Origin of the sequence: Pseudomonas sp. AO-1, assembly GCF_019775695.1 — a bacterium.
Taxonomy (GTDB): domain Bacteria; phylum Pseudomonadota; class Gammaproteobacteria; order Pseudomonadales; family Pseudomonadaceae; genus Aquipseudomonas; species Aquipseudomonas parakoreensis.
The window spans coordinates 5,831,563-5,854,350 of sequence record NZ_CP079947.1 but is presented as its reverse complement, the minus strand read 5'-3'; the positions used below and the strand labels follow the sequence as shown (position 1 = coordinate 5,854,350).

Sequence of the window (22,788 nt, the reverse complement as noted above, 5' to 3'; positions counted from 1 at the left end):
TGTACATAGTCGGAAAGTGCGTCTACTTTCAAATGAAGTCGTTACATTGCCAAAGTGCAGAAAAAGTCAGCTTTGGCCCGAGCAATGGAGTGGTTCGTGAACAAGCTTACGTCGGCGGTAAAAGTGCTCGTGGTCGATGATCAGCCGCTGATCGTCGAAGAGTTGTGCGAGTTTCTCGAAAGCAGCGGGTACCGCTGTGTGCCGTGTGAATCCAGTGCGCAGGCGATCGAGCGTTTCAGCGAAGACGCGGAAATCGGCCTGGTGCTGAGCGATCTGCACATGCCGGACATGGACGGCATTCAGCTGGTGCAGGAACTGCAACGAATCTGCGGCAAACACCGGGTGTTCGAAGCGATCATGCTCACCGGCCGCGCCGATAAACAGGACGTGATCAAGGCCCTGCGCGCGGGGATCGCCGATTACTATCAGAAGCCGATCGAGCTGGATGAACTGCTTGAAGGCGTGAAGCGTCAGGAAGCGGCTCTGCAGGAGCGGCACAAGAATGTGCAGTTGGGCCACCTGAACCAGAAGCTGCAGTTTCTTTCCGAATCCATCGACGATCTTTACCAGGACCTGGACAAGGTCCGGCGTAACCCGGCGGCGGTGGTCAAAGACATGCTCGGTGGCGACAGCGCCGAAGCCGAGCAGGAGATTCCGGCGATCTTCAATCAGTTGTCGCCACGGCAACTGGATGTGGCGCGGCTGGTGGGCAAAGGGCAGACCAACTATCAGATTGCCTGCGAGTTGGGCATCACTGAAAACACCGTGAAACTGTACGTTTCCCAGGTGTTGCGCCTGACCCACATGCACAACCGCACGCAGTTGGCATTGGCCCTTTCACCCAGTGCTTCGGCCGCCCGTCAGCGTGTAACCGCACACTGATTCTGTTTGCCTGCCCCTTCCCGGGCAGGCAGTCAATTCTGCCAAAAAACCTTCGCCTGTATTACCCGGCCTGTGTCTTGGGTTTGGGGAACAGATTGTCCAGGGTTTCCAGCAGCCGCACGTGGTAGATCGGCTTGCGAAACAGGTCCAGCACTTGCAGGCGCAGCATGTCGCTGACGTCCTCCATGTCGGCGTGTCCGGAGGTGACGATCACTGGCAGATGCTCACGTGAAGTGTGCTCGCGCAGGCGTTTGATCAGCGACATGCCGGACTCCTCCGGCATGCGCAGATCGGTGATCACCAGGGCGATATCCGGAAAACGGGTGAGGTGATGCAGGGCGAGTTTCACCGACGTGGCGGTGTGGCAGACAAAGCCCTCGCCCTCCAGTAGCTCGGCCAGCTCAAGCAACGCGTCCTCTTCGTCGTCAACCAGAAGCAACTGTTGGCGGGGGAGTGAGGAAGCAGTCATGGGCAGTCCCTGAAAAGCTGAAAGTGATATCGAGTGTAGCCCGACATTCGCCGGGCGCGACTCACATCAGGGGGTCTGTACCGGAGCGGTCTGGGCGGTGCCGCCGAGGGATACCAGGACGCTATTGAAAATCGCAAAGATTTTCGCGCCCAGTGGTGTGATGAACACCACCACAACGACCGCTACCATTGCCACCACGATGGCGTACTCGATGGCGGATGCAGCCTCTGTACTTGCCAGAAACGACCTCAGGCGCAATATCAGATATTCGAGGATCATTGACATTCTCCTTCGTAACGGCGGGTGATCGGACTTGTGAAATCCGAAGATTTGCCAGTGCCTGAGCGCTGCTGCTGGTCAGCATGGACCCGGACACCGGACGACGGGAGGGATGTTGATCAAGGCGTCGTTCTGACCTGTGCCGTGCCACCGAGCTTGGTCAGCACCACGTTGAAAATGGCCAGCACCTTGTCGCCGATGGGCGACACAAACACCACGACCACCACCGCCACCATTGCCACCACGATCGCGTATTCGATGGCCGACGCACCTTCTTCACTTCTGCACAGCAGCCTGGCCCTGGCCAGTAGATAGTCGATGATCATCCGAAACATACGTCCACTCCTTCGCGCCTCTGGCGCCGATCCAACGCTACAGCGGCATGCTTTCACCGTGCTATCAGAGCATTGTCAACAAACCCCCGGTCAACAACTGTAAGAACGGATTAATCACAAAGGATTAACCGGATTGTTAATTGAGCCAATCCCTACAGTTAATTGGCCATGACTCATACTTTAGTGAGTTATTTTCCTGTCACTAATGGCGTTTTGGCTCGTATCAGCTAGCTTGGAAATAGCGAAATCGTTGCATGTTCATAGCTGCCTGATCGCGAAAAATTCTCTCGGCAGGAAGTACAGGCTGTCGGTGCAGCAGGAAAGGGAGAGCCGTCATGAACAGTCGCGTCACCATGGGCCTTGCAGCCGTACTGCTGTTGGGCGCAATCATCGTCGGTTACTGGGGCCTGGTGCTCAGTCGGCAACCGGCTCCGGTTGCCCAGGCGCCTGTCGCTACGCCCGTCGTGGTGGAAAAAACCGTCGCTGCCGCCGAAGATCAGACCCGTCAGCCCGTGGTCGTGTTGTTGCACGATGTTCCGCCGTTCACTCCGCTGACCGCTGCCGATGTGACCGTGGAAAAATTGCGCAATGCGCCGGCCGGCAGCCTTGCCAGTGTTGATCAGGCAGTGGGTCGTACCCCGTGGCGGCATTTGAGCGCCGGCACCTGGCTCAACGATGAAAGCTTCGAGGCGGGTGGCTCACTGGCGCGGATGATCCACAGCGACGAGCGCGCTCTGACGGTGGCCGTGGATGAAGTGATCGGCGCTGCCGGGCAACTGCTCCCCGGCGACTATGTCGATGTGCTGCTCTACCTGCGCCAGGATGCGAGCAATCTGCAGCAGTCGGCGCAAATCGTCGTACCGGCCATGCGCGTGCTTGGCGTGGGTGAACAATACGGCCTGACCAACGACGGCCAGCCCGCCAGCCCGGCCCTCAGCGCCGACGACAAACTCAAACAGGATCAACGCCGGATCGCAGCGCGCACCGTGGTCCTGGCCGTACCTGAACAATTGCTCAGCCGGATGATGCTCGCCACCCAGGTCGGCACCTTGCGTCTGGCCGTGCGCAGCAGCGAAGAGCAGCGGCTGGCGAAATACTGGGCCGGTGAACAGCAGGCGCCGGCGCACCTGGATAACGCCAACAGCCAACTCTTCCAGTTCACGCAACTGGCCTTGGGCGCCGCGCCGAAAGCGCCGTCCTCAGGTGGTCATGAACGCAAGCCGATGGAAGTGATCCGCGGCAATCAGCTTTCCCAACAAGCCCCATGATTGAGCAAGGATCCACATGCATGCAGAGTCGATTCAGGCCGTTATTAAAACCGGTAGTCCCGGCCTTGATACTGATGGGACTGACGATGAACGCGGCCATCGCGGCCACCGGCGATTGCTCGGCGCTCGGTCGCATGCCGCCGGTGATCGAGATCGGCGAAGGGTTCCAGCAGGACATCCAGTCGCCCGTGGCAATCACCCGGGTGGCCATCGGTGATCCGAAGATCGCCGATGTGCATGACACCGGCAGCGCTTCTTTTTTGCTCACTGGCGTGGCCCCCGGCGCGACCAGCCTGATGGTCTGGACCTCGTGCTCCAGTGAGCCGCGTCAGAGCATGGTGTTCGTGCAAGGCAGCGCCACAGCGGCGTTGACCAGCACCAGCAGACTGCCTTCCGATGACCCGACGCTGCCTTCGCAAGTGCAGACCGACATTCGCTTCGTCGAAGTCAGCCGCACCAAACTCAAGGAAGCCACGGCCTCTTTGATCGGTGTGCGCGGCAATTTTCTGTTTGGCTCGCCCGGTACGCTGCCCGATGTCGGTGGTGTGCCGACACCGAAGTTGCCGGTGAATAACGGCCAGTTCAATTTTTCCTGGATCGGCGGCAAGACCATGGCGATCATCAACGCGCTGGAAGGCAGCGGCTTTGCCTACACCCTCGCGCGGCCGAGTCTGGTCGCGCTGAGCGGGCAGAGCGCAAGCTTTCTGGCCGGTGGCGAAATCCCGATTCCGGTGCCCAGTTCCGGCAGCGATACGGTGACCATCGAGTACAAGGAGTTTGGCATCCGCCTGACCCTGACGCCGACCGTGATCGACCGCAATCGCGTGGCGCTGAAGGTCGCGCCGGAAGTCAGCGAACTGGATTACGCCAACGCCATCAATATCGCCGGCACCCCGGTGCCGGCCCTGACCGTACGCCGTACCGATACCAGCGTATCGCTGGCCGACGGCGAAAGTTTCGTCATCAGTGGCTTGATCAGCACCAGCAACACCTCGCAAGTGAACAAGTTTCCGGGATTGGGTGATATCCCGGTGCTCGGCGCGTTTTTCCGTGATTCGCAGATCAAGCGCGAGGAGCGCGAACTGCTGATGATCGTCACCCCGCACCTGGTGCAGCCATTGGCGGCCGATGCGCAGCTGCCGTCGCTGCCGGGCGAAAAATTGCGCAACTACGACCCGAATTTCTACCGCATGTTCTTCCTCGAAAACGGCAACTTCGACAAGCGCAGTGGGTTGTCCCAATGAACCAGAACCTGAGCCAGACCTTTCTTGCGATCACCCGTAACAGCACCGATCTGGAGTGGCTGCAAGGCGCTCTCGCGCCACTGGGCCAGGTGGTCAGCGCCGGGGCCGGGAGCCTGGACGAGTTGCTGGCGCTGGTCGATGTCACCTTCGCCAGCCTGGTGTTCGTCGGCCTCGACCGTGACCACGTGGTGGCGCAGAGTGCGTTGATCGAAGGTGCGCTGGAAGCCAAACCCATGCTCGCCATCGTTGCTCTGGGTGATGGCATGGACAACCAACTGGTGCTCAATGCGATGCGTGCCGGCGCCCGGGATTTCGTCGCGTACGGTTCGCGGGCCAGTGAGGTCGCCGGGCTGGTGCGGCGCCTGAACAAACGCCTGCCACCGGTGACCACCAACACCCAACTGGGTGGCCTCACCGTGTTGTACGGCACCCAGAGCAATTCCGACGGTGCGCTGCTGGCCAATCACATGGCGCTGGTGGTGCAAAAGAGCGGTCAGCAAACCTTGCTGCTGGATCTGGGCCTGCCCCGGGGCGACAGTCTGGCGCTGCTCGGGCTCGAGAGTTCGTTTCACTTCGGCGATGCCCTGCGCCACTTGCGCAGGCTCGATGCGACGTTGATCGACAGTGCCTTCACCAGCACGGAAGCCGGCCTGCGGATTCTCGCGTATGCCAGCAGCGACGAGCCGCTGGACAGTACCAGTGCCGCCGAGCTGTACATGTTGCTCAGCGCCTTGCGTCAACACTTCCAGCACATCGTCGTGAACCTCACCGGGCAGTCCGACAGTGAAGCCTTGCGTACGTTTGTCAGCCATTGCGACAAGCTGATCTGGTACACCGATCAGAACGTGCTCAACTGCCGTCGCAACCTCGCCGTGCTCAACCTGTGGCGCGAGAAAGGCATGAAACTCGACCACGCACGCTTGCTGGTGGACGGTTACTTGAGCAGCGTCGCTCCGGACGCCGAAACCCTTGGCAAGACCTTCAACCTGGAAGTGATCGCGGTGTTGGCAGCCAACGCCGAAGTGCGCTTGAACGCCAAGAACCAGGGCGTCAGCCTGTTCGAACTGGCTCCGCGGGAAAAACTCACACAGAGCCTGCGCACCCTCGGCGAACGTCTGGCCAAGCGCTCCGAAGGCCTGGTCAAGCCCAAGGTCGTCACCTGGTTCGACCGCTTGCGAGGCACCTCATGAGCGCGGAAAAACTGTTCGGCGCGGTGCAGCACGGCGCGACCGGCAACACCGATCACGAAGGCCTGAAGCTGGTCCTGCATCGCTACATCATTGACGCCATCGAAGAGTCGGGGAAAAACCTGCTGGAAGGCTCGCGCCAGTTGCTGGCGCAATTTGTCACCGACAAGGTCGCCGAATACATCGCCCGTCTGCACCTGGCGATTTCCCGCTACGAGATGGAGCGCCTGGCCGAAGAAATCGTCGATGAACTCACCGGTTTCGGCCCGCTGGAGGTGCTGCTGCGCGATCCGTCGGTGACCGAGATTCTGGTCAACGGCCCGCACCGGGTGTTCATCGAGCGCGACGGCGTGCTGCATCAAAGTGACCTGCGCTTTATCGATGCGCATCACGTCGAGCGGGTCATGCAACGAATTCTCGCACCGCTCGGACGACGCCTCGACGAGTCCTCGCCGATGGTCGATGCACGCCTGCCGGATGGCAGTCGGGTCAACGCGATCATTCCACCGATCGCCCTCGACGGCCCCTGCCTGTCGATTCGCAAGTTTCGCAAGGACATGCTCAAAAGCAGTGACCTGATGGCGATGCAGACCATCGATCTGGCGATTTTCGAGTTTCTTCAAGAGGCGGTGGGCAAGCGCTGCAACGTGCTCATCAGCGGCGGTACCGGCACCGGCAAGACCACGCTGCTGAACATCCTCAGCCAATTGATCAACCCCCACGAACGGCTGGTGACCATCGAAGACGTCGCCGAATTGCAGCTTGGCCACCCGCACGTCGTGCGCCTGGAAACCCGCCCGCCAAATGCCGAGGGTCACGGCGAAGTCAAGGCCAGCGACCTGATCCGCAACGCCCTGCGCATGCGTCCCGACCGGATCATCCTCGGCGAGATTCGTGGGGTCGAAGTGGTCGATGTACTGACTGCGATGAACACCGGCCACGACGGCTCGATGAGCACCGTGCACGCCAACAATGCGCAGGATGCGCTGCTGCGCCTGGAGACGCTGGTGGGGCTGACCGGACGCTCGATCGCCGAGCGCACCCTGCGCCAGATGATCTGCGCCGCCCTCGACGTGATCATCCAGCTGACCCGCATGCCGGACGGCCGCCGCTGTGTCAGCGAGGTGGTGGAAGTGGTCGGCATCCGCGAAGACGTCTACGTCACCAACACCTTGTTTCGCCTTGATCGGCGTACCGGTTTCGGCTTCCTGCGCGAAGCGGTCAATCCGGCGGGCGACAAGTTGCGCCACGAGATGAACCTGAGCTGAGAGCAGGGGACGCACATCATGATCGGACCGGCCATTCTCATCCTGCTTTGTCTGATTCTGCTCGGGCTGTCGATCTGGCTGTTCGTGCACGGCATCCACAAGAGCGGCAACGAACGGGTGCTCAATCGCCTTGCGGCGGGGCAGCCGCAACTCGTTGCCCAGAAACCGGCGTGGGTCGGGTTCGAACGCATGTTCCTGCGTGCGGGGCTGGGCCGTCCCAACGAACGTTTCGGCCTGTGGCTGACCTTGTGGGGCGTGGCCATTGCCCTCGGGTATCTGCTGGCGAGCTGGATCGGTTTGCTGACGATGCTGTTGGCACCGCCGCTGATTCTGCGTCTGTACATGTCCTGGCGGTATCACCGGCGGATCAAACGCATGATCGAGCAGTTACCGCAGTTGCTCGACTACACCGTGCGCAGTCTCAAGTCCGGCCGCACCCTGAGTGACGCGGTCATGGGCGGCATCGAGTCGAGTGACGATCCGCTGAAAGAAGCGATGGGCCGGGTGCAGCGCAACGTGCAACTGGGCGTCAATCTGCCGGATGCGGTCAGTGACTTTGCCGAACTTTATGAACAGGACGAATTGCGCATGTTCGCCCTCGGCCTGAAGGTCAATCATCGCTATGGCGGCAATGCCAGCGAGTTGCTGGAGAACCTGATCAAGCTGATCCGCGAGCGTGACCAGGGTGCCCGGCAACTGCGCGCGCTCACTGGCGAAACGCGTATGACGGCCTGGGTGCTGGGTTCGCTGCCGGTGATCCTGGTGAGCTACTTCATGCTGACCAATCCCGGTTACATGCTTGGCATGTGGCACGACGGCGGTGGCCGGACCATGTTGATCATCGCCGTGGTGTTGCAAGTGACCGGCTGCCTGGCGCTGTGGCGCATGTTGCGGAGTGTTTGACATGGTCTATCTTGCCGCCCTGATGCTGCTGCTCGGCGCGCTGTTGCTGGTGGTCAATCATCTGCTGACGGAGCGGCGTCGGGTGCGCCAGGTCAATCAGCGGTTGCAAGGCCATCTGGTGCGTGAGAACCGTTTCGGCAATTGGCTGCGAGCGCTGGGCAACAGCAAGTTCGGCCAGCGTTCGGTGAGCATCGACAGTGAAACCCAGGCCCTGCTCAGCCGGCTCGGCTGGCGCCGCGCCAGTGAGCGTTCGCTGTACGCCGCGTGCCAGATCGGCACACCGCTGTTGGCGCTGGGGCTGGCGTTGTTTCTGCAGGAAGTGTTTTTTCCGCACGCGGCCAACGGCTGGCTGGTGCCCATGCTGGCCACCGGTGCCGGCTATTTGCTGCCCAAGCGAGTGCTGGCGTACGCCGCCGGGCGTCGACAGAAAACCATCGCCGTGGAAATCTCCACGTTCATCCCGTTGCTGCGCATCCTGTTCGAGTCGGGCATGGCGGTCGAACAGGCCCTGCGCGTGCTCAGCAGCGAAGGGCAGAAACTGCTGCCGGAACTGACCCGCGAACTGCGCCTGATTCTGGCCCGGGTCGACTCGGGACTGGAATTGGGGCAGGAGCTGAACAAGGCCTCGGTGATGCTCGCCGTCGATGAGTTCACCGACACCTGCGTGATCCTGCAACAGCTGATTCAGCAGGGCGGCGGGGCGATGAAATCGTTGCTGGCGCTCAAACAATTGCTCGACGACCGGCGCCTGACCCGACTGCAGGAATACATCTCGAAGATGTCGGCGAAGATGTCGGTGGTGATGATGCTGTTTCTGTTTCCTGCCTTGCTGATCGTACTGGCCGGCCCGGGGTTCACCGCGATTACCCGGGCGTTTGCAAACTGACGTGGGCTCATGGAGAGCGTTGATGAAAGCACTGATTGTCGTGGCAAGTCTGTTGATGCTCGGTGGCTGTGCCACTGACGGCCAGGCACCGTGGTCGGCAATGCTGGCGCCGAGCAGTTGCAGCAAGCTCGACTCCGAACAGGAACTGGCCCTGAACCTGGCGGATGATCTGGCCAACGACGGCAAGCTGCACGCCAGCCTGGCCAACCTGCAAAGCCTGCCCGACAATCTGGTCGAGGTGCGCTTGCGCAAGGCCAGGGTTTACCGCTTGCTCGGGCGCAACGAGGCCGAGCCGCTGTATCGCGGCCTGCTCGGCACGTGCCTGACGGCGGACGCCGAACATGGTCTGGGGCAAATCTATGCCGCCCGTGGCGATAACGGTCAGGCCCAGGCGCACCTGCAGCGCGCGGTGCGTCTGGCGCCAACCAATGACAAGATCCGCAACGACCTCGGCGTGGTCTACCTCAACCAGTTGCGTCTTGAAGACGCGCGCTTCGAATTCCTTACCGCCATCGAACTCAAGCAGAACGATCAACTGGCTCCGCTGAATCTGGTGACCTTGCTGCTCTACCAGAACAACTGGCAGCAAGCCGCCGAAATCGTCAGCCGCGCGCACCTGACGCCGGAACAATTCTCCGAAGCCCAGGCCCGTGCGGAAAAACTCAAGGTGCCGGCCAAGGCCCCGACCGCGGCCGGTAATCAAGTGGCGGTGGTGGCTGACCCACAACCGTCGACGCTCAAGTGACATTCCGGGAGATCACCATGAACACCGTGCACCGCCTAAGCTGCCTGATACTGCTGAGCCTGCCGCTAGCAGCCCACGCGATCGACGCCGGCCCGGCCTCGGCGCAGCAACAGGAAACCGAAGGCTGGCTGGTGCTGCAAAGCCGTAACCAGGCGGCCTCGACGAAACCGCAAACCGCCACGGCGGCCGAGCGGGAAGAGGCGATGCAGCGCTGGCTGAAGAAGTACAAGTATGAGATCCCGGACTTCTACGACCCGGACGCGGGCGGCAAGATCGAGACCAAGAACTAGGTTGCTGGCGAGGCTAAATCCATTGCGTCATCGCCGCTAAAGCGGCGATGACGCAATGGCTGAAGGTCTACAACTGATAGCTGAAACTGATGCTGTAGCGCGCCCGACGATTGAACGTATCCAGCGCCTCATCGGACATCGGCTTGGCGGCCTCCAATGCAATGTTGTAGTACTTGGCATCGCCAAAGCGCAGCCCCACTGCCGCCGATGACAGGTCGTTGCTCTGTACCGCGAGCTTGTTGAACCAGGTTTTCGAACGGTCCAGCACCACATACGGCTGCAGGATGCGCACCCAGTTGCCGTCGCGGTTGAAGCTGTAGTTGACCTCGTAGGCCGCGCCCCAGCCTTTATCCCCCGAGGCCTGATCGTCCGGGTAACCACGGCCGAAATTCTGCCCGCCGAACACGGCGCGTTCGCTGTCGGGCAAGGTGTCATCGCTCCAGTACAACGCGGCCGACAGCACGCCTTGCCAGTTGTCGAAGAACTTGTCGCTCTGCACGCCGGAGAGGCGCAGGCGCAGGAAGTTCAGATCCAGTGCCGGGTTGTTGGAATGTGCGCCCATGCTGTCCAGCCCCTGATACAAGCCGCCACTGACAATCCGCAGTTGGCGGGCGTCGCTCTTGCGCCAGTCGCTTTCGAACGCGAGGGCGCGTACGTCAGTTCGCTCCTCGATGCTCAACGGGTAGCCAACCACCTTGTAGCGGTTGGTGCTATCGACCGCATACAGCCGCGCGCCGGCATTGAGCAGTTCGTTGGCCGCAGCGATGAACGGGTGACTGACACCGATTGAGTAACGGTCGTCTTCCTTGTGCGGCTTGAGTTCGAAGCCATCGCTGGTAAGCACATTGGTGCCCGGATCGGCCCGGTAGCGTGAGGCAAACAGACTCAGTTGCGTGCCTTCGCTGTTGAGGAACTGGTTGTAGTCCAGTCGGTAGTAATGCTCGTGGTCATCCCCCGGCGGAAACAGCCCGCTGAGGGTCAATTGCTCGCCCATGGCGGTCTGCGAGTTGCTGCTCACTCCCAGCAACGCCTGGGTGCCGTTACGGTTGTCTTCTGTGGTGCTCAGGGTGCTGGTGAACGGTTTGCGACTGGCCTGGGCGACCAGGGTCGTGGCACCGTCAGTGGTGCCGGGCGGAGGCACTTGGGCCTGCACCGTCACGCCGGGAATGCGGGTCATCAACGTGGTATAGCGCTCGAAGGTCTTGCGGGTCAGCGGCCGTTCAGCCTGGATTTTCGCTGCCAGCTTGTCGAGCAGACCTTTGACCCGGCCGACGTCGCCCTGCATCTGGATGTCCCTGACGTAGCCTTCCACCAACACCACCCGCGCGACGCCGTCGTCGAATTTTTGTTGGGGCAAGAACGCGTAGGACAGCAGATAACCGTCCTGTTGGTAGCGGCGGGTAATGGTGCGAGTGGCTTCGATCAGGTCGGCGAGGCTGGTCGGGTGACCGATCAGGGGTTTGTAGATCTCGGCCAGTTCGCTGAGTGGATAGATCGTCCCGCCTTCAATCTGGACTGTCTTCAGGGTAATTCTGGTTTCCATCATCAGCGGCTGGGCACTGGCCGCGCCGGGTTCCGGTACTTGCACCGGAGTAGTGGCCGGGCGGTAGGCATCGGCCGGCAGGTTCGGCACGGGCAGGTTGCGGATGGTTTCGTTGCTGTTGAGAAAACTGGGCAGGGTGTCGGCGAGGGCGGCGGAACTGAGACTGAGGAACAGCAGGGATGCCATTACACGCATAGGACACTCCATGGTCAGATCACAGCACTGGGCTGAATTTTTCCTAAGAAAAAAGCGGAAGACTCGTGGGAATCTTCCGCCCTCAACCAAGCGTAGGCGCTGTAGGTGAGGCCGTCGAATCGGCCAGGTGCAATTTAGCGTTTGTTGCCTCCAAGAGTGCCGGTCAGGCCACCGAGTACACCGCCCAGGCCACCGGTTGCGGTACTACCCGTTGCGGTGCCGCCGGTACTGGTGCCACCGTTGAGCAGGCCACCGACCGCGCCGACGGTAGCGCCAACATTGCTGACCACACCACCGACGGCGGTCGTGACCGGGTTGTTGGTGGACGCGAGGGTGGCACCAACCGTGCTGACTGCGCCGCCGACCTGACCGGTGAGACCTGCGACCGGTGCGCCCAGACCTGTGGCGGCGCCGACTTGTTGAGTGACGCTGGTGACCGCGCTGGTGACCGGGTTCAGCCCGGCACCGACGGTGGCGCCGACGGTGGCCAGTGGCGAGGTGGTGGCGGTGATCGGCGTGCCCGAGCCACCGAGTACGGTGTTGAGCGAGGCGATGGTATTGCCCACTGACGCCGTGGTGACGCCACCGGCACTCACCGCACCGTTGGTGTTGCCGGCGTTCAGACCAGCACCCACATTGACCACGGCCCCGCCTACGGTTTGCAGCAGGCCGGTACCGCCCAGGCCGCCACCGAGGCCGCCGCCCAAGCCACCACCGGAAGCGGTGCCATTGTCGACCAGCCCGCCGGCTTTGCCGACCGTGGTGCCAACGTTGGTCAGGGCGCCGCCAACGGTGTTGGTCAGGGCATTGCCGCTGCCGGCACCGGTAACTTGACCGCCCAGGCCTTTGACTGCGCCACCGACCTGGCCGAGAACACCGTTGAGCGGAGCGCCGAGGCCGGTCGTGTCGCCGATTTTGTCGGTGGTGCTTTCCACCATCGCAATCACCGGTACCAGACCGTTGCCGACGCTCTTGGTCACTGAACCGAGTGGGCCTGTGGTGGTGGCCAGGCTCAATGTGTCGCCGAGCATGGTGACTTTCTCGCCGACGCCATCAAGCACTGGTGCCACTTTGGTCACCACGCCACCGACGACTGGAACGCTGCCGGTGGCGGTCGCCAGTTTGCCGCTCAGGTCCGAGACGCCGGTACCGACATCTGAAACCACCCCGCCGACCGAAGCCGCGGTGACGCCCAGGCCATTATCGACCGTGCCCAGTTTGCCGATACCGTTGGCCACGCCGTCACCCAAAGTGCTGACCACATTGCCAGCGGTGTTGGCTGCGCTTTGCACGACGCCACCGACCACTGGAACCGTGCTGAGCGAATCGCCGACCTGGCCGACGCCGTCGCCGACGCCTGCAACGGTATTGCCGACATCCTGCACCAGGGTGGTGGTCACCAACGGGGTGGTGGTCGGGTTGGTCGGGTTGGTTGGGTCCGTAGGGTCGGTCGGGTTGGTTGGGTTCGTCGGGTTGGTTGGGTTCGTCGGATTGGTCGGGTTGGTCGTGCCTGTACCGCCAGTGCCACCGGTACCGCCTGTGCCAGCGGTATCGGTGCCGCCAGTACCGCCAGTGCCGCCAGTGCTGCCGGAACCGCCGGTGCCACTGGTGCCGCCAGTGCCCGATGTCGCGCTGTCAGGCGAAGAGCTGCCGGAACTGCTGTGATGGCCGCCACCGCCGCTGCTGCAGCCCGCGAGGCCAAGGGAGAGGATCAATGCCAGAGCTGTTGCCGATTTGCACCACACTTGAGTTTTCATGATTGAGATTCCTTGCACCTGTAACAACATTCGTCGTTTTCGATGGCTCACCCGTCTGTCGCCGGTGATGCCTCGTCCGTGGTGTCAATCTCGATCGCGTCGCGGCTTGCCGCCATTCTCAAGTTGGTATTAACGCCTTTATATATAAGGCGCCGCGCAGTGCCTAAGGACTAATACCCAGGATATAAACGCGCAAAAAAAAGCCTTGAAAATCAAGGCTGGGAGTTTTCCAGGGGGCTGCGTGCAGGGCGGGAAAACTTAAGTGATATATACACAATTTACAGGCTTGCCCGGGGGTGAGAATCAGGCAACCGGTTGCCACTGACCGACCATATGCTCCAGATCGCCAGCACCGATCAGGCGTAATTCGCCACTCGACCCCGCCGCACTCGCCAGCAACGAAACCTCGCTGGGCAAGCGCACCGGTTTGCGAAAATGCACGACGATTTCCAAGTTGGCTTTTGGCAAGTGATCGGCCAGTGCCGCAAGGGTTCGTGCCTTGTTCCACAAGCCGTGAGCAATCGCCGTGGGAAAACCGAACAGCCTGGCACTGGCGGCGCTCAGGTGAATCGGGTTGTAATCGCCCGAGACCTTGGCGTACTGCCGACCGATATCGGCCGGCGCTTTCCACTGCGCCACCTGGGACAGAGCCTGCGCAGGTTCCCACTGTTGTTCGACCGGTTCGCCGTCGAGTTTCACGCCACGACAAAGCATCTGGCTTTCGGCTTCCCACAGCGGCCCGAGTTGATCATCGAGGGTGGTCAACACATCGAAGGTTGCCCCTTTGGGATGTGGCTGCAGGTTGTGCACGCGGACGCTGACTTGTGCGCGACTGATTCCGCCCATCGGCCGCCATACACGGATGCGGTTGCTCAGATGAATCAGCCCCAGCAGCGGGAACGGAAAATCCTTCTGCGTGAGCAATTGCATTTGCAGGGCGAACGCGAGGATGTGTGGATAAGTCGGCGGCAGCAGGCCGTCATCGGCAAAGCCGCAGACCTTGCGATAGGCCGCCAGCTTCTGGCCGTCGACATCGATCCAGCAGCGCAAGCCGCTGTCGGGCAGTCGGGTGCCGGTGATCTTGCGTCGGGTCGCGGCCCGCGCATACAGGCCGGGCAGGCTCGGTTCGCGGTCGAGGGTGTGCCATTCAATGCTCATGTCTACGCCCCCAGAACACTTTGTCCACAGACCCGCAGCGCCTGGCCGGTGAACGCGCCAGTGCCCGGTTGGGCCAGCCACGCCACGGCTTCGGCGACGTCTTGCGGCAAACCGCCCTGGCCCAACGAACTCATGCGTCGCCCGGCCTCGCGCAGGCCGAACGGAATGTGCGCGGTCATCTGGGTTTCAATGAAGCCCGGCGCCACGGCGTTGATGCTGATGCCGCGTTCGTGCAGCGTCGGCGCCCAAGCCTGGGCCAGGCCGATCAGGCCGGCCTTGCTCGCGGCGTAGTTGGTCTGTCCGCGATTGCCGGCGATACCGCTGATCGAGGCCAGCAGAATTACCCGCGCGTTGTCGTGCAAGCTGCCGCTGTCGAGCAGGGCCTTGGTCAGCACCTGCGGCGCATTGAGGTTGACCGCCAGCACTGCATCCCAGAATTCCGGGGTCATGTTGGACAGGGTCTTGTCGCGGGTGATCCCGGCGTTGTGCACCAGAATGTCGAGACCGTCCGGCAGTTGTTCGATCAATTGCGCAGCGGCGTCTTCAGCGCAAATGTCGAGGGTGATAGCGCGGCCGCCGAGCCGCGCGGCGAGGGCTTCCAGATCGGTCTTGGCCGGCGGCACGTCGAGCAGAATTACCTCGGCGCCATCGCGGGCCAGGGTTTCGGCGATGGATGCGCCGATCCCGCGAGCTGCCCCGGTGACCAACGCCTTGCGTCCGGCCAATGGCCGGGTCCAGTCTGTGACGTGCGTGGCGCACACGGTCAGGCGAATCACCTGCCCGGAGATGAAGGCACTTTTCGGCGAGAGGAAAAACCGCAGCGGACCTTCCAGTTGCTCTTCGGCGCCCTCACCGACATAAATCAGTTGCAGCGTACCGCCGCTGCGCAACTCCTTGGCCAGCGAGCGCGAGAAACCTTCCAGTGCCCGTTGTGCGCTGGAGGCAAAGGGATCGCGCAGGGTTTCCGGGGCGCGGCCGAGAATCACCAGGTGCGCACTGTGGTCGAGGTTTTTCATCAGCGGCTGGAAGAATTCGCGCAGCTGTTTGAGCTGGTCGGTGTGCTGCAGGTCGCTGGCGTCGAACACCACGGCCTTGAGTTTCGGCCCGTGCCCGGGAATCCACGCGGTGGCCAGCGACGGTTCGGTGCCGTAGCTGTAGATCGCATCGGTCAGGCGGTTGGCGAATGCAATGACCCGCTCGGCCAGCGGCCCGCCGCCGATCAACAGCGCACCGTCTACCGGCCGCAGGCGCCCGGCCTGCCAGCGTTCCAGCCGCACCGGCGACGGCAGGCCCAACGCCCCGACCAGACGATGGCCGATGGATGAGTTGGCGAAGTCGATATAGCGGTCAGACATGGAACGCTCTCCAAAAGTTGGGGTTCAAAGTGTGGACTACCAACGGCAATCAATCGTTCGATCCACGCAATAAGGCCTACGCTAGAACAGCAGAGTAGTTGGCCGCCGATGGTTGTGTGGCCAAACACAAATTCAGAAACAACGTTGAACCTTGTAGGAGTGACCCGTGGCGAGGGGATTCATCCCCGATCGGCTGCGAAGCAGTCGCAATGTATAGCGATTGCAATGAGGGGGCCGCTGCGCGACCCATCGGGGATGAATCCCCTCACCACAGGTCACTCCTGCAAAGGATTCAAGTGAATTCGACCATTTGGAAAAGGAGCTTTTCATGAGTCAACTGCGCCGCGTCGCCATCATCGGTGGTAACCGTATTCCTTTCGCCCGCTCCAACGGGCCGTACGCCACCGCCAGCAATCAGGTGATGCTCACCGCCGCGCTTGAAGGCCTGATCGAACGCTACAACCTGCACGGCCAGCGCATCGGCGAAGTGGTGGCGGGGGCGGTGCTTAAATTGTCACGGGATATGAATCTGACCCGAGAATGTGTGCTCGGCTCGCGGCTGTCACCGGCCACCCCGGCCTATGACATCCAGCAAGCCTGCGGCACCGGGCTGGAGGCGGCGCTGCTGGTGGCGAACAAAATCGCCCTCGGCCAGATCGATTGCGGCATCGCTGGCGGCGTCGATACCACGTCGGACGCGCCGATCAGCGTCAGCGAAGGCTTGCGCAAAATCCTCTTGCAGGCCAACCGCGCGAAGACCACCGGCGACAAACTGAAAACCTTGCTGCAACTGCGCCCACGGCACTTGATTCCGGAATTTCCGCGTAATGGCGAGCCACGCACCGGCCTGTCGATGGGCCAGCACTGCGAACTGATGGCGCAGACCTGGAATATTCCTCGTGAAGAGCAGGATCAACTGGCCCTCGAAAGCCATCACAAACTCGCCGCGTCCTACAGCGAAGGCTGGCACAACGACCTGATGACGCCGTTCCTCGGCCTGACCCGCGACAACAACCTGCGCCCGGACCTGACCCTGGAAAAACTCGCCACGCTCAAGCCGGCCTTCGAAAAAAGCGCGAAGGGGACGCTGACGGCGGGCAACTCCACACCGCTCACCGACGGTGCCTCGGTGGTGCTGCTGGGCAGTGAAGAATGGGCGAAAGAGCGTGGTTTGCCGATCCTTGCCTATCTGCATGACGGTGAAGCGGCGGCCGTGGATTTCGTCAACGGCGCCGAAGGGCTGTTAATGGCGCCGGTGTATGCGGTGCCGCGTCTGCTGGCGCGCAATGGCCTGACCTTGCAGGACTTCGACTACTACGAAATTCACGAAGCGTTCGCCGCGCAGGTGCTGTGCACGCTCAAGGCCTGGGAAGACCCCGAATACTGCAAGACCCGTCTTGGACTGGATGCGCCGCTCGGTTCGATCGATCGCAGCCGCTTGAATGTCAAAGGCAGCTCGCTGGCGGCGGGGCATCCGTTTGCCGCGACGGGCGGGCGGATTGTCGCCAATCTGGCGAAATTGCTGGATGCCGCGGGCAAGGGCAGGGGGCTGATCTCGATCTGCGCTGCCGGCGGCCAGGGTGTCACCGCAATCATCGAACGCTGAGCGCAATCCCTCAGGGGAAATGCATGCGATGTCAGATTCTGTCGCAAATGCCCTCGACGACCGATCACTACAAGCCCGGTGGGCTCGGCTATGATCGGCAACGGTCGGTCGATTATTTCGGCACAGTGTGTGCATCCACAGGGTTCACAGGTCGGCAACCCCTCCCCGTAGCGCGAGGATTGCCGTATAACGAGTGACATTCGCGTGTTTGGTAATAAAGGACCCACAATAAAAGCTGATGAAGACTCCAAAACGCATTGAACCCCTGATCGAAGACGGTCTGGTCGACGAAGTGCTGCGCCCACTCATGAGTGGTAAAGAAGCAGCTGTTTATGTGGTGCGCTGCGGTAACCAGTTACGTTGCGCGAAGGTCTACAAGGAGGCGAACAAACGCAGTTTCCGCCAGGCAGCCGAGTATCAGGAAGGGCGCAAGGTGCGTAACAGCCGGCAGGCGCGGGCGATGGCCAAGGGTTCGAAATTCGGTCGCAAGGAGACCGAAGACGCCTGGCAGAACGCCGAAGTCGCGGCGCTGTTCCGCTTGGCCGGAGCCGGCGTGCGAGTGCCCAAGCCGTACGATTTTCTCGATGGCGTGCTGCTGATGGAACTGGTGGCCGACGAATACGGCGATGCCGCGCCGCGTCTGAACGACGTGGTGCTGGAGCCGGATCAGGCCCGCGAATATCACGCGTTCCTGATCTCGCAGATCGTGCTGATGTTGTGTACCGGTCTGGTGCACGGTGACCTCTCGGAGTTCAACGTGCTGCTGACCCCGACAGGTCCTGTGATCATCGACCTGCCGCAGGCGGTGGATGCCGCTGGTAACAACCACGCGTTCAGCATGCTGGAGCGTGATGTGGGCAACATGGCTTCGTACTTCGGGCGCTTTGCCCCGGAGCTGAAGAAAACCCGTTATGCGAAAGAAATGTGGGCGCTGTACGAAGCCGGCACCTTGCACCCCAACAGTGTGCTGACCGGCGAGTTCGACGATCCTGAAGACCTGGCCGACGTTGGCGGAGTGTTGCGCGAGATCGAAGCGGCGCGTCTGGATGAAGAGCGCAAGCAGGCGATCCGTGCCGCCGACAATGCGCCCAAAGGCAAGTCCGACGAACCACCGCCACCACCGTGGATGCAGTAAGCGCTTGAACAGAAACCCGGCTTCGGCCGGGTTTTTTGTGCCCGCATGTTCCTTCACCACACCTCACTGTGGGAGCTGGCAAGCCAGCTCCCACAGGGGCCGGTGGTGTCTATGGACTTTATGTGGGAATCTTGTCAGCCCTCGCACACTCAAGGATTGAATGTGAACGCCCGCCTCATCATCAGCGCCCGGCTGATCTCCGACTTCGGCGCTTTCCTCAACATGGTCGCTCTGGCGACGTACGTTTACCTGCTGAGCAACAGCGCCATGAGCGTCGGGGTGTTTCTCGCCAGTCGTGTCGGCGGGGGGATTTTTGCCAGCCTGATTGGCACTCGCTTTTACCGGCGCTGGAACGGCCGGGGGCCGCTGATTGCCTTCGATCTGCTGCGCGCGGTGTTGCTGGGTCTGCTGTTGATCCTGCCGGGGAGCCAGCAGGCGTTGCTGTTGCCGGTGATCGCTTTCGGTCTGGGTTTTGGCAATTCGATGTTCGCCATCGGCCTCAACAGTCAGTTGCCACGGCTGATCGAACCGGCGCAGCTACTGAAAACCAATGCCTGGATCACCTCGGCTTCATCGGCGGCAATGGTCGGTGGCAGCCTGGTGTCCGGTTTGCTGGTGGCGGCATTCGGTTTCGAAACGGTGTTTGCGCTCAACGCATTGACCTATGTGCTGGCGGCGCTGTTGATTGCGCCGTTGCGCTTCGCCGCTGCAGACGTCTGCGAACAATCGGCCAGCGAACGCGGCGAGTGGTCAGCCCTGAAACAAGGCCTGCGCAGCGCTCCGGTGATTGCGGCGATGCTCGCTGTGACCATGGCCGACACCTTGGGCAGTGCCGCGCACAACGTCGGCTTCCCGATCATCTCCAGACTGCTGACACCCGATTCGGCCAGCACCACGCTCGGCCTGATGCTGGCGGTGTGGGCCAGCGGCAAACTGCTGGGTGCGCGGATTGCCAGTCGCCTCAAAGGTTCTGATAACCGTGACCTGGAGCGACGGTATTTCTTCGGTGTGGCGTTGATGTCCTGCGGCTTTATCCTGATGTTCCAGCAGCACAGCCTGCTCGGTCTGCTGCTGTTTTCCCTGCCGGCGGGGTTGGGGGACGGCATTTCCGAGGTCGGCCTGATGTCGCGCCTGCAACGCGAACCGGAGCATTTGCGCCTGCCGGTCTTCAGCTTCCTGACCTTGCTGCAAATGACCGGGTTCGGTGTCGGCATGTTGATCGCCGCGCCGTTCTACGGCTGGTGGACGCCGGGTGCCGTGGTGCTGCTGTTTCACGGCATCCCGCTCGGTACGTTGTTGACCGTTAAGCTGTTGGCGCTCAGGCGCGGGCGGGTTGCGCGCAGCAGCCCGACGCCAGTTCCTTGAGGATCGGGCAGTCCGGGCGATGGTCGCCATTACAGTGCTCGACCAGGTCCTGCAGGGTGTCGCGCAACTCGCCGAGTTCGCGGATCTTCTGATTCAACTCGTCAATATGCTGCCGTGCCAACGCCTTCACATCGGCGCTGGCACGTTGGCGATCCTGCCACAGGGTCAGCAGCTTGCCGACTTCTTCCAGAGAAAACCCCAGGTCCCGCGAACGCTTGATGAACGCCAGCGTGTGCAGGTCATCATCGCTGTAGACCCGGTAGCCGCTGTCGGTGCGATGGGCAGCCTTGAGCAGGCCGATCGACTCGTAATAGCGGATCATCTTTGCGCTCAGGCCACTGTGCCGGGCCGCTTGGCCGATGTTCATCGGTGCTCCTCCAGATCCTTCGGTTTCCAGGTTTTCAACAGTAGCGCATTGCTCACCACGCTGACGCTCGACAGCGCCATCGCCGCACCGGCCAGCACCGGATTGAGGAAGCCGAGCGCTGCCAGCGGAATGCCGACCAGGTTGTAGACGAAGGCCCAGAACAGGTTCTGGCGGATCTTCGCGTAGGTCTTGCGGCTGATCTCCAGTGCTGCCGGCACCAGCCGTGGATCGCCGCGCATCAGAGTGATGCCGGCGGCGTGCATGGCCACATCGGTACCGCCGCCCATGGCGATGCCGATGTCCGCTGCGGCCAGTGCCGGGGCGTCGTTGATGCCGTCGCCGACCATTGCCACCACGCCGGTTTTCTTCAGTTCGGCGACGGTCGCGGCTTTGTCGGCGGGGAGCACTTCGGCATGAACGTTTTCAATGCCCAGCGCCTCGGCCACCACGCGCGCACTGCCACGGTTGTCGCCAGTCAAAAGATGGCTGTGGATACCTCGGGCGGCCAGTTGCTGCACGGCTTGCAGTGCGCCGGGCTTGAGCGTGTCGCCGAAGGCGAACAAACCGAGCACTTGCGGTTCCGGGCTTTGCTCGATCAGCCACGACAAGGTCCGGCCTTGGCTTTCCCAGGCCTTGGCGGACTCGGCGAGGTGGCCGGCGCTCAATCCGCTTTCTTCCAGCAAGCGCCGATTGCCCAGCGCCAGGCGCCGACCGTCAAGCGTGCCAGCGATACCGCGCCCGGTCAGGGACTGGCTGTCGCTGACATCCGGCACGCTCAGGTCACGCTCGGCGGCCGCGTCCAGCACGGCTTTGGCCAGCGGATGCTCGCTGCCGCGTTGCAGGGCGCCGGCCAGTGTCAGCAGGGTATTTTCATCGCCATCCAGCGCACTGAAATGGGCGATGCGCGGGGTGCCGGAAGTCAGCGTGCCGGTCTTGTCGAAGACCACGTTGTCGACTGCATGGGCACGTTCCAGCGCTTCGGCGTCCTTGATCAGAATGCCGTGACGCGCAGCCACACCGGTGCCGGCCATGATGGCCGTCGGCGTGGCGAGGCCGAGGGCACACGGACAAGCGATCACCAGCACGGCGACAGCGTTGATCAACGCTGTTTCCATAGGCGCGCCGTACAGCCACCAGCCAATCAACGTGACGAGGGCAATCAGCAACACGGTGGGCACGAACACCTGGCTGACTTTATCCACCAGTTTCTGGATCGGCGCTTTCGCTGCCTGGGCGTCTTCCACCAGCCGAATGATCCGCGCCAGCACGCTTTCCGCGCCGAGGGCGGTGGTGCGCACCATCAGGCGACCTTCGCCGTTGATCGCACCGCCGGTGACCTGGTCGCCCGGCTGTTTTGGCACTGGCAGGCTCTCGCCGCTGATCAGCGCTTCGTCAGCGTGGCTCTGGCCTTCCAGCACTTCACCGTCCACCGGGAAGCGTTCACCGGGTTTGACCAGAACAAGATCGTTGAGGCGCAGGGCGCTGATCGCCACGTCTTGTTCGTGACCGTCGATGACTTGAATCGCCCGTTCCGGGCGCAAGGCTTCGAGGGCGCGGATGGCGCTGGCGGTCTGGCGTTTGGCGCGGCTTTCCAGATATTTGCCGAGCAGCACCAGGGCGATCACCACGGCTGACGCTTCGAAATACAGATGCGGCATGCGCCCGGCGGCGGTGGCCCATTCGTACAGGCTCAGGCCATATCCGGCGCTGGTGCCGAGGGCGACCAGCAAATCCATGTTGCCGGCGCCGGCACGCACGGCTTTCCACGCGGCCACATAAAATCGCGCGCCGAAAATGAATTGCACCGGCGTGGCAAGGGCAAATTGCGCCCAGGCCGGAAGCATCCAGTGAATGCCGAACGGTTGCAGCAGCATCGGCAGCACCAGCGGCAAGGCCAGAGCGATGGCGCAGATCAGCGCCCAGCGTTCATGTTGCAGGCGCTGTTGCTGGTTATCCGCTGCGGGATGTTCGGCTTGCCAGACGCTGGCCGAGTAACCGGCCTTGCTCACGGCGTCGAGCAGCAATTGCGGATCGATCTGACCGAGCAATTCGAGGTGGGCGCGTTCGTTGGCGAGGTTGACGCTGACGCTCCTCACCCCGGGGACTTTGTTCAGGGCGCGCTCGACGCGACCGACGCACGAGGCGCAGGTCATGCCGTCGATGCTCAGTTCCACGGTTTGTTGTGGGACGCTGTAACCGGCGCGTTCAACCGCCTCCATCAACGCTGGCAAGCTGTCACCGGGTGCCTGGACGCGGGCCTGTTCGGTGGCGAGATTGACGCTGACGCCACTGGCGCCGCTGACGTTGCGCAACGCCCGCTCGACACGCCCGGCGCAACTGGCGCAGGTCATGCCGGCAATCGGCAGATCGAAAGTGATGGAATCGGACATCGGTCTTACTCCCTGTAGAAGATGTCTACAAGGATCAACCTTGCCATGCGGGCAAGGTCAAGCGCCAATCTGAAAAGCAAAAGATCGCAGCCTTCGGCAGCTCCTACAGGTGGATTGCATTCCAATGCAGGAGCTGCCGAAGGCTGCGATCTTTTTCATTG

Annotated in this window: 21 protein-coding genes; 12 read left to right on the top strand and 9 right to left on the bottom strand. The window is 62.0% G+C overall.

Going from position 1 to position 22,788, the window contains the following annotated elements; all coding sequences use genetic code 11:
- Positions 1-96 precede the first annotated feature (96 nt).
- Positions 97-882 carry a response regulator transcription factor gene (locus KVQ82_RS26710; protein WP_041068038.1) on the top strand — a complete coding sequence of 262 codons (786 nt, stop codon included), beginning with the start codon at positions 97-99 and terminating at the stop codon, positions 880-882.
- Positions 883-943: 61 nt separating this feature from the next.
- Here the strand turns inward: KVQ82_RS26710 and KVQ82_RS26705 are convergent, their stop codons facing one another.
- The 3 genes from KVQ82_RS26705 to KVQ82_RS26695 form a co-directional block, all read right to left on the bottom strand.
- Positions 944-1,351: a response regulator gene (locus KVQ82_RS26705; protein ID WP_121183537.1), complete on the bottom strand. Its 408-nt coding sequence runs from the start codon at positions 1,349-1,351 to the stop codon at positions 944-946.
- A 66-nt stretch (positions 1,352-1,417) separates the two neighbouring features.
- Entirely contained in the window at positions 1,418-1,630 is a 213-nt protein-coding gene (locus KVQ82_RS26700; protein WP_041068032.1) for a Flp family type IVb pilin, read from the bottom strand.
- 119 nt (positions 1,631-1,749) lie between these two features.
- On the bottom strand, positions 1,750-1,956 hold the full coding sequence (locus KVQ82_RS26695) for a Flp family type IVb pilin (RefSeq protein WP_041068207.1): 207 nt from the start codon (positions 1,954-1,956) through the stop codon (positions 1,750-1,752).
- Positions 1,957-2,300: 344 nt separating this feature from the next.
- Between KVQ82_RS26695 and cpaB the strand changes: the two genes are divergently transcribed.
- The 8 genes from cpaB to KVQ82_RS26655 are packed head-to-tail and all read left to right on the top strand — an operon-like array spanning position 2,301 to position 9,756.
- On the top strand, positions 2,301-3,233 hold the full coding sequence (gene cpaB / locus KVQ82_RS26690) for a Flp pilus assembly protein CpaB (RefSeq protein ID WP_222016740.1): 933 nt from the start codon (positions 2,301-2,303) through the stop codon (positions 3,231-3,233).
- Between the two features lie 20 nt (positions 3,234-3,253).
- Entirely contained in the window at positions 3,254-4,477 is a 1,224-nt protein-coding gene (locus KVQ82_RS26685) for a type II and III secretion system protein family protein (RefSeq protein ID WP_222016739.1), read from the top strand.
- Complete coding sequence (locus tag KVQ82_RS26680) at positions 4,474-5,667, top strand: pilus assembly protein (RefSeq protein WP_222016737.1); 1,194 nt, start codon at positions 4,474-4,476, stop codon at positions 5,665-5,667. The genes KVQ82_RS26685 and KVQ82_RS26680 overlap by 4 nt, the downstream gene beginning before the upstream one ends.
- Positions 5,664-6,932 carry a CpaF family protein gene (locus KVQ82_RS26675; RefSeq protein WP_041068020.1) on the top strand — a complete coding sequence of 423 codons (1,269 nt, stop codon included), beginning with the start codon at positions 5,664-5,666 and terminating at the stop codon, positions 6,930-6,932. The genes KVQ82_RS26680 and KVQ82_RS26675 overlap by 4 nt, the downstream gene beginning before the upstream one ends.
- 18 nt (positions 6,933-6,950) lie before the next feature.
- A complete protein-coding gene (locus KVQ82_RS26670) occupies positions 6,951-7,835 on the top strand; it encodes a type II secretion system F family protein (RefSeq protein WP_222016735.1) in 885 nt (294 codons plus the stop codon).
- Position 7,836: 1 nt separating this feature from the next.
- Entirely contained in the window at positions 7,837-8,721 is an 885-nt protein-coding gene (locus tag KVQ82_RS26665) for a type II secretion system F family protein (protein WP_222016733.1), read from the top strand.
- A gap of 22 nt (positions 8,722-8,743) precedes the next feature.
- On the top strand, positions 8,744-9,466 hold the full coding sequence (locus KVQ82_RS26660; RefSeq protein WP_222016731.1) for a tetratricopeptide repeat protein: 723 nt from the start codon (positions 8,744-8,746) through the stop codon (positions 9,464-9,466).
- 17 nt (positions 9,467-9,483) lie between these two features.
- Positions 9,484-9,756 (top strand): DUF3613 domain-containing protein, encoded by a 273-nt coding sequence (locus KVQ82_RS26655; protein WP_222016729.1) that lies wholly within the window; start codon positions 9,484-9,486, stop codon positions 9,754-9,756.
- Between the two features lie 67 nt (positions 9,757-9,823).
- Here the strand turns inward: KVQ82_RS26655 and KVQ82_RS26650 are convergent, their stop codons facing one another.
- From KVQ82_RS26650 to KVQ82_RS26635, 4 genes are all read right to left on the bottom strand, one after another.
- Positions 9,824-11,494, bottom strand: a complete 1,671-nt coding sequence (locus tag KVQ82_RS26650) for a ShlB/FhaC/HecB family hemolysin secretion/activation protein (protein ID WP_222016727.1) — start codon at positions 11,492-11,494, stop codon at positions 9,824-9,826.
- Between the two features lie 134 nt (positions 11,495-11,628).
- A complete protein-coding gene (locus tag KVQ82_RS26645; protein WP_222016725.1) occupies positions 11,629-13,251 on the bottom strand; it encodes a collagen-like triple helix repeat-containing protein in 1,623 nt (540 codons plus the stop codon).
- Between the two features lie 303 nt (positions 13,252-13,554).
- Positions 13,555-14,409, bottom strand: a complete 855-nt coding sequence (locus KVQ82_RS26640) for a MaoC family dehydratase (RefSeq protein ID WP_222016723.1) — start codon at positions 14,407-14,409, stop codon at positions 13,555-13,557.
- Between the two features lie 2 nt (positions 14,410-14,411).
- On the bottom strand, positions 14,412-15,764 hold the full coding sequence (locus tag KVQ82_RS26635) for a 3-oxoacyl-ACP reductase (protein WP_222016720.1): 1,353 nt from the start codon (positions 15,762-15,764) through the stop codon (positions 14,412-14,414).
- Positions 15,765-16,092: 328 nt separating this feature from the next.
- On the opposite strand from KVQ82_RS26635, the gene KVQ82_RS26630 reads away from it, so the two are divergent.
- From KVQ82_RS26630 to KVQ82_RS26620, 3 genes are all read left to right on the top strand, one after another.
- The gene (locus KVQ82_RS26630) at positions 16,093-17,370 is read left to right on the top strand and encodes an acetyl-CoA C-acetyltransferase (RefSeq protein WP_222016718.1); all 1,278 of its coding nucleotides are present in this window, start codon (positions 16,093-16,095) and stop codon (positions 17,368-17,370) included.
- A gap of 238 nt (positions 17,371-17,608) precedes the next feature.
- On the top strand, positions 17,609-18,505 hold the full coding sequence (locus KVQ82_RS26625) for a PA4780 family RIO1-like protein kinase (protein WP_222016715.1): 897 nt from the start codon (positions 17,609-17,611) through the stop codon (positions 18,503-18,505).
- A gap of 120 nt (positions 18,506-18,625) precedes the next feature.
- Positions 18,626-19,870: an MFS transporter gene (locus tag KVQ82_RS26620; protein ID WP_222019449.1), complete on the top strand. Its 1,245-nt coding sequence runs from the start codon at positions 18,626-18,628 to the stop codon at positions 19,868-19,870.
- Here KVQ82_RS26620 and cueR read toward each other — a convergent pair.
- Together cueR and KVQ82_RS26610 are read right to left on the bottom strand one after the other, a co-directional pair.
- Positions 19,824-20,237, bottom strand: a complete 414-nt coding sequence (gene cueR / locus KVQ82_RS26615; RefSeq protein ID WP_007962968.1) for a Cu(I)-responsive transcriptional regulator — start codon at positions 20,235-20,237, stop codon at positions 19,824-19,826. The two genes, KVQ82_RS26620 and cueR, sit on opposite strands and share 47 nt — an antisense overlap.
- The gene (locus KVQ82_RS26610) at positions 20,234-22,627 is read right to left on the bottom strand and encodes a heavy metal translocating P-type ATPase (protein ID WP_222016713.1); all 2,394 of its coding nucleotides are present in this window, start codon (positions 22,625-22,627) and stop codon (positions 20,234-20,236) included. The genes cueR and KVQ82_RS26610 overlap by 4 nt, the downstream gene beginning before the upstream one ends.
- Between the last annotated feature and the right edge of the window lie 161 nt (positions 22,628-22,788).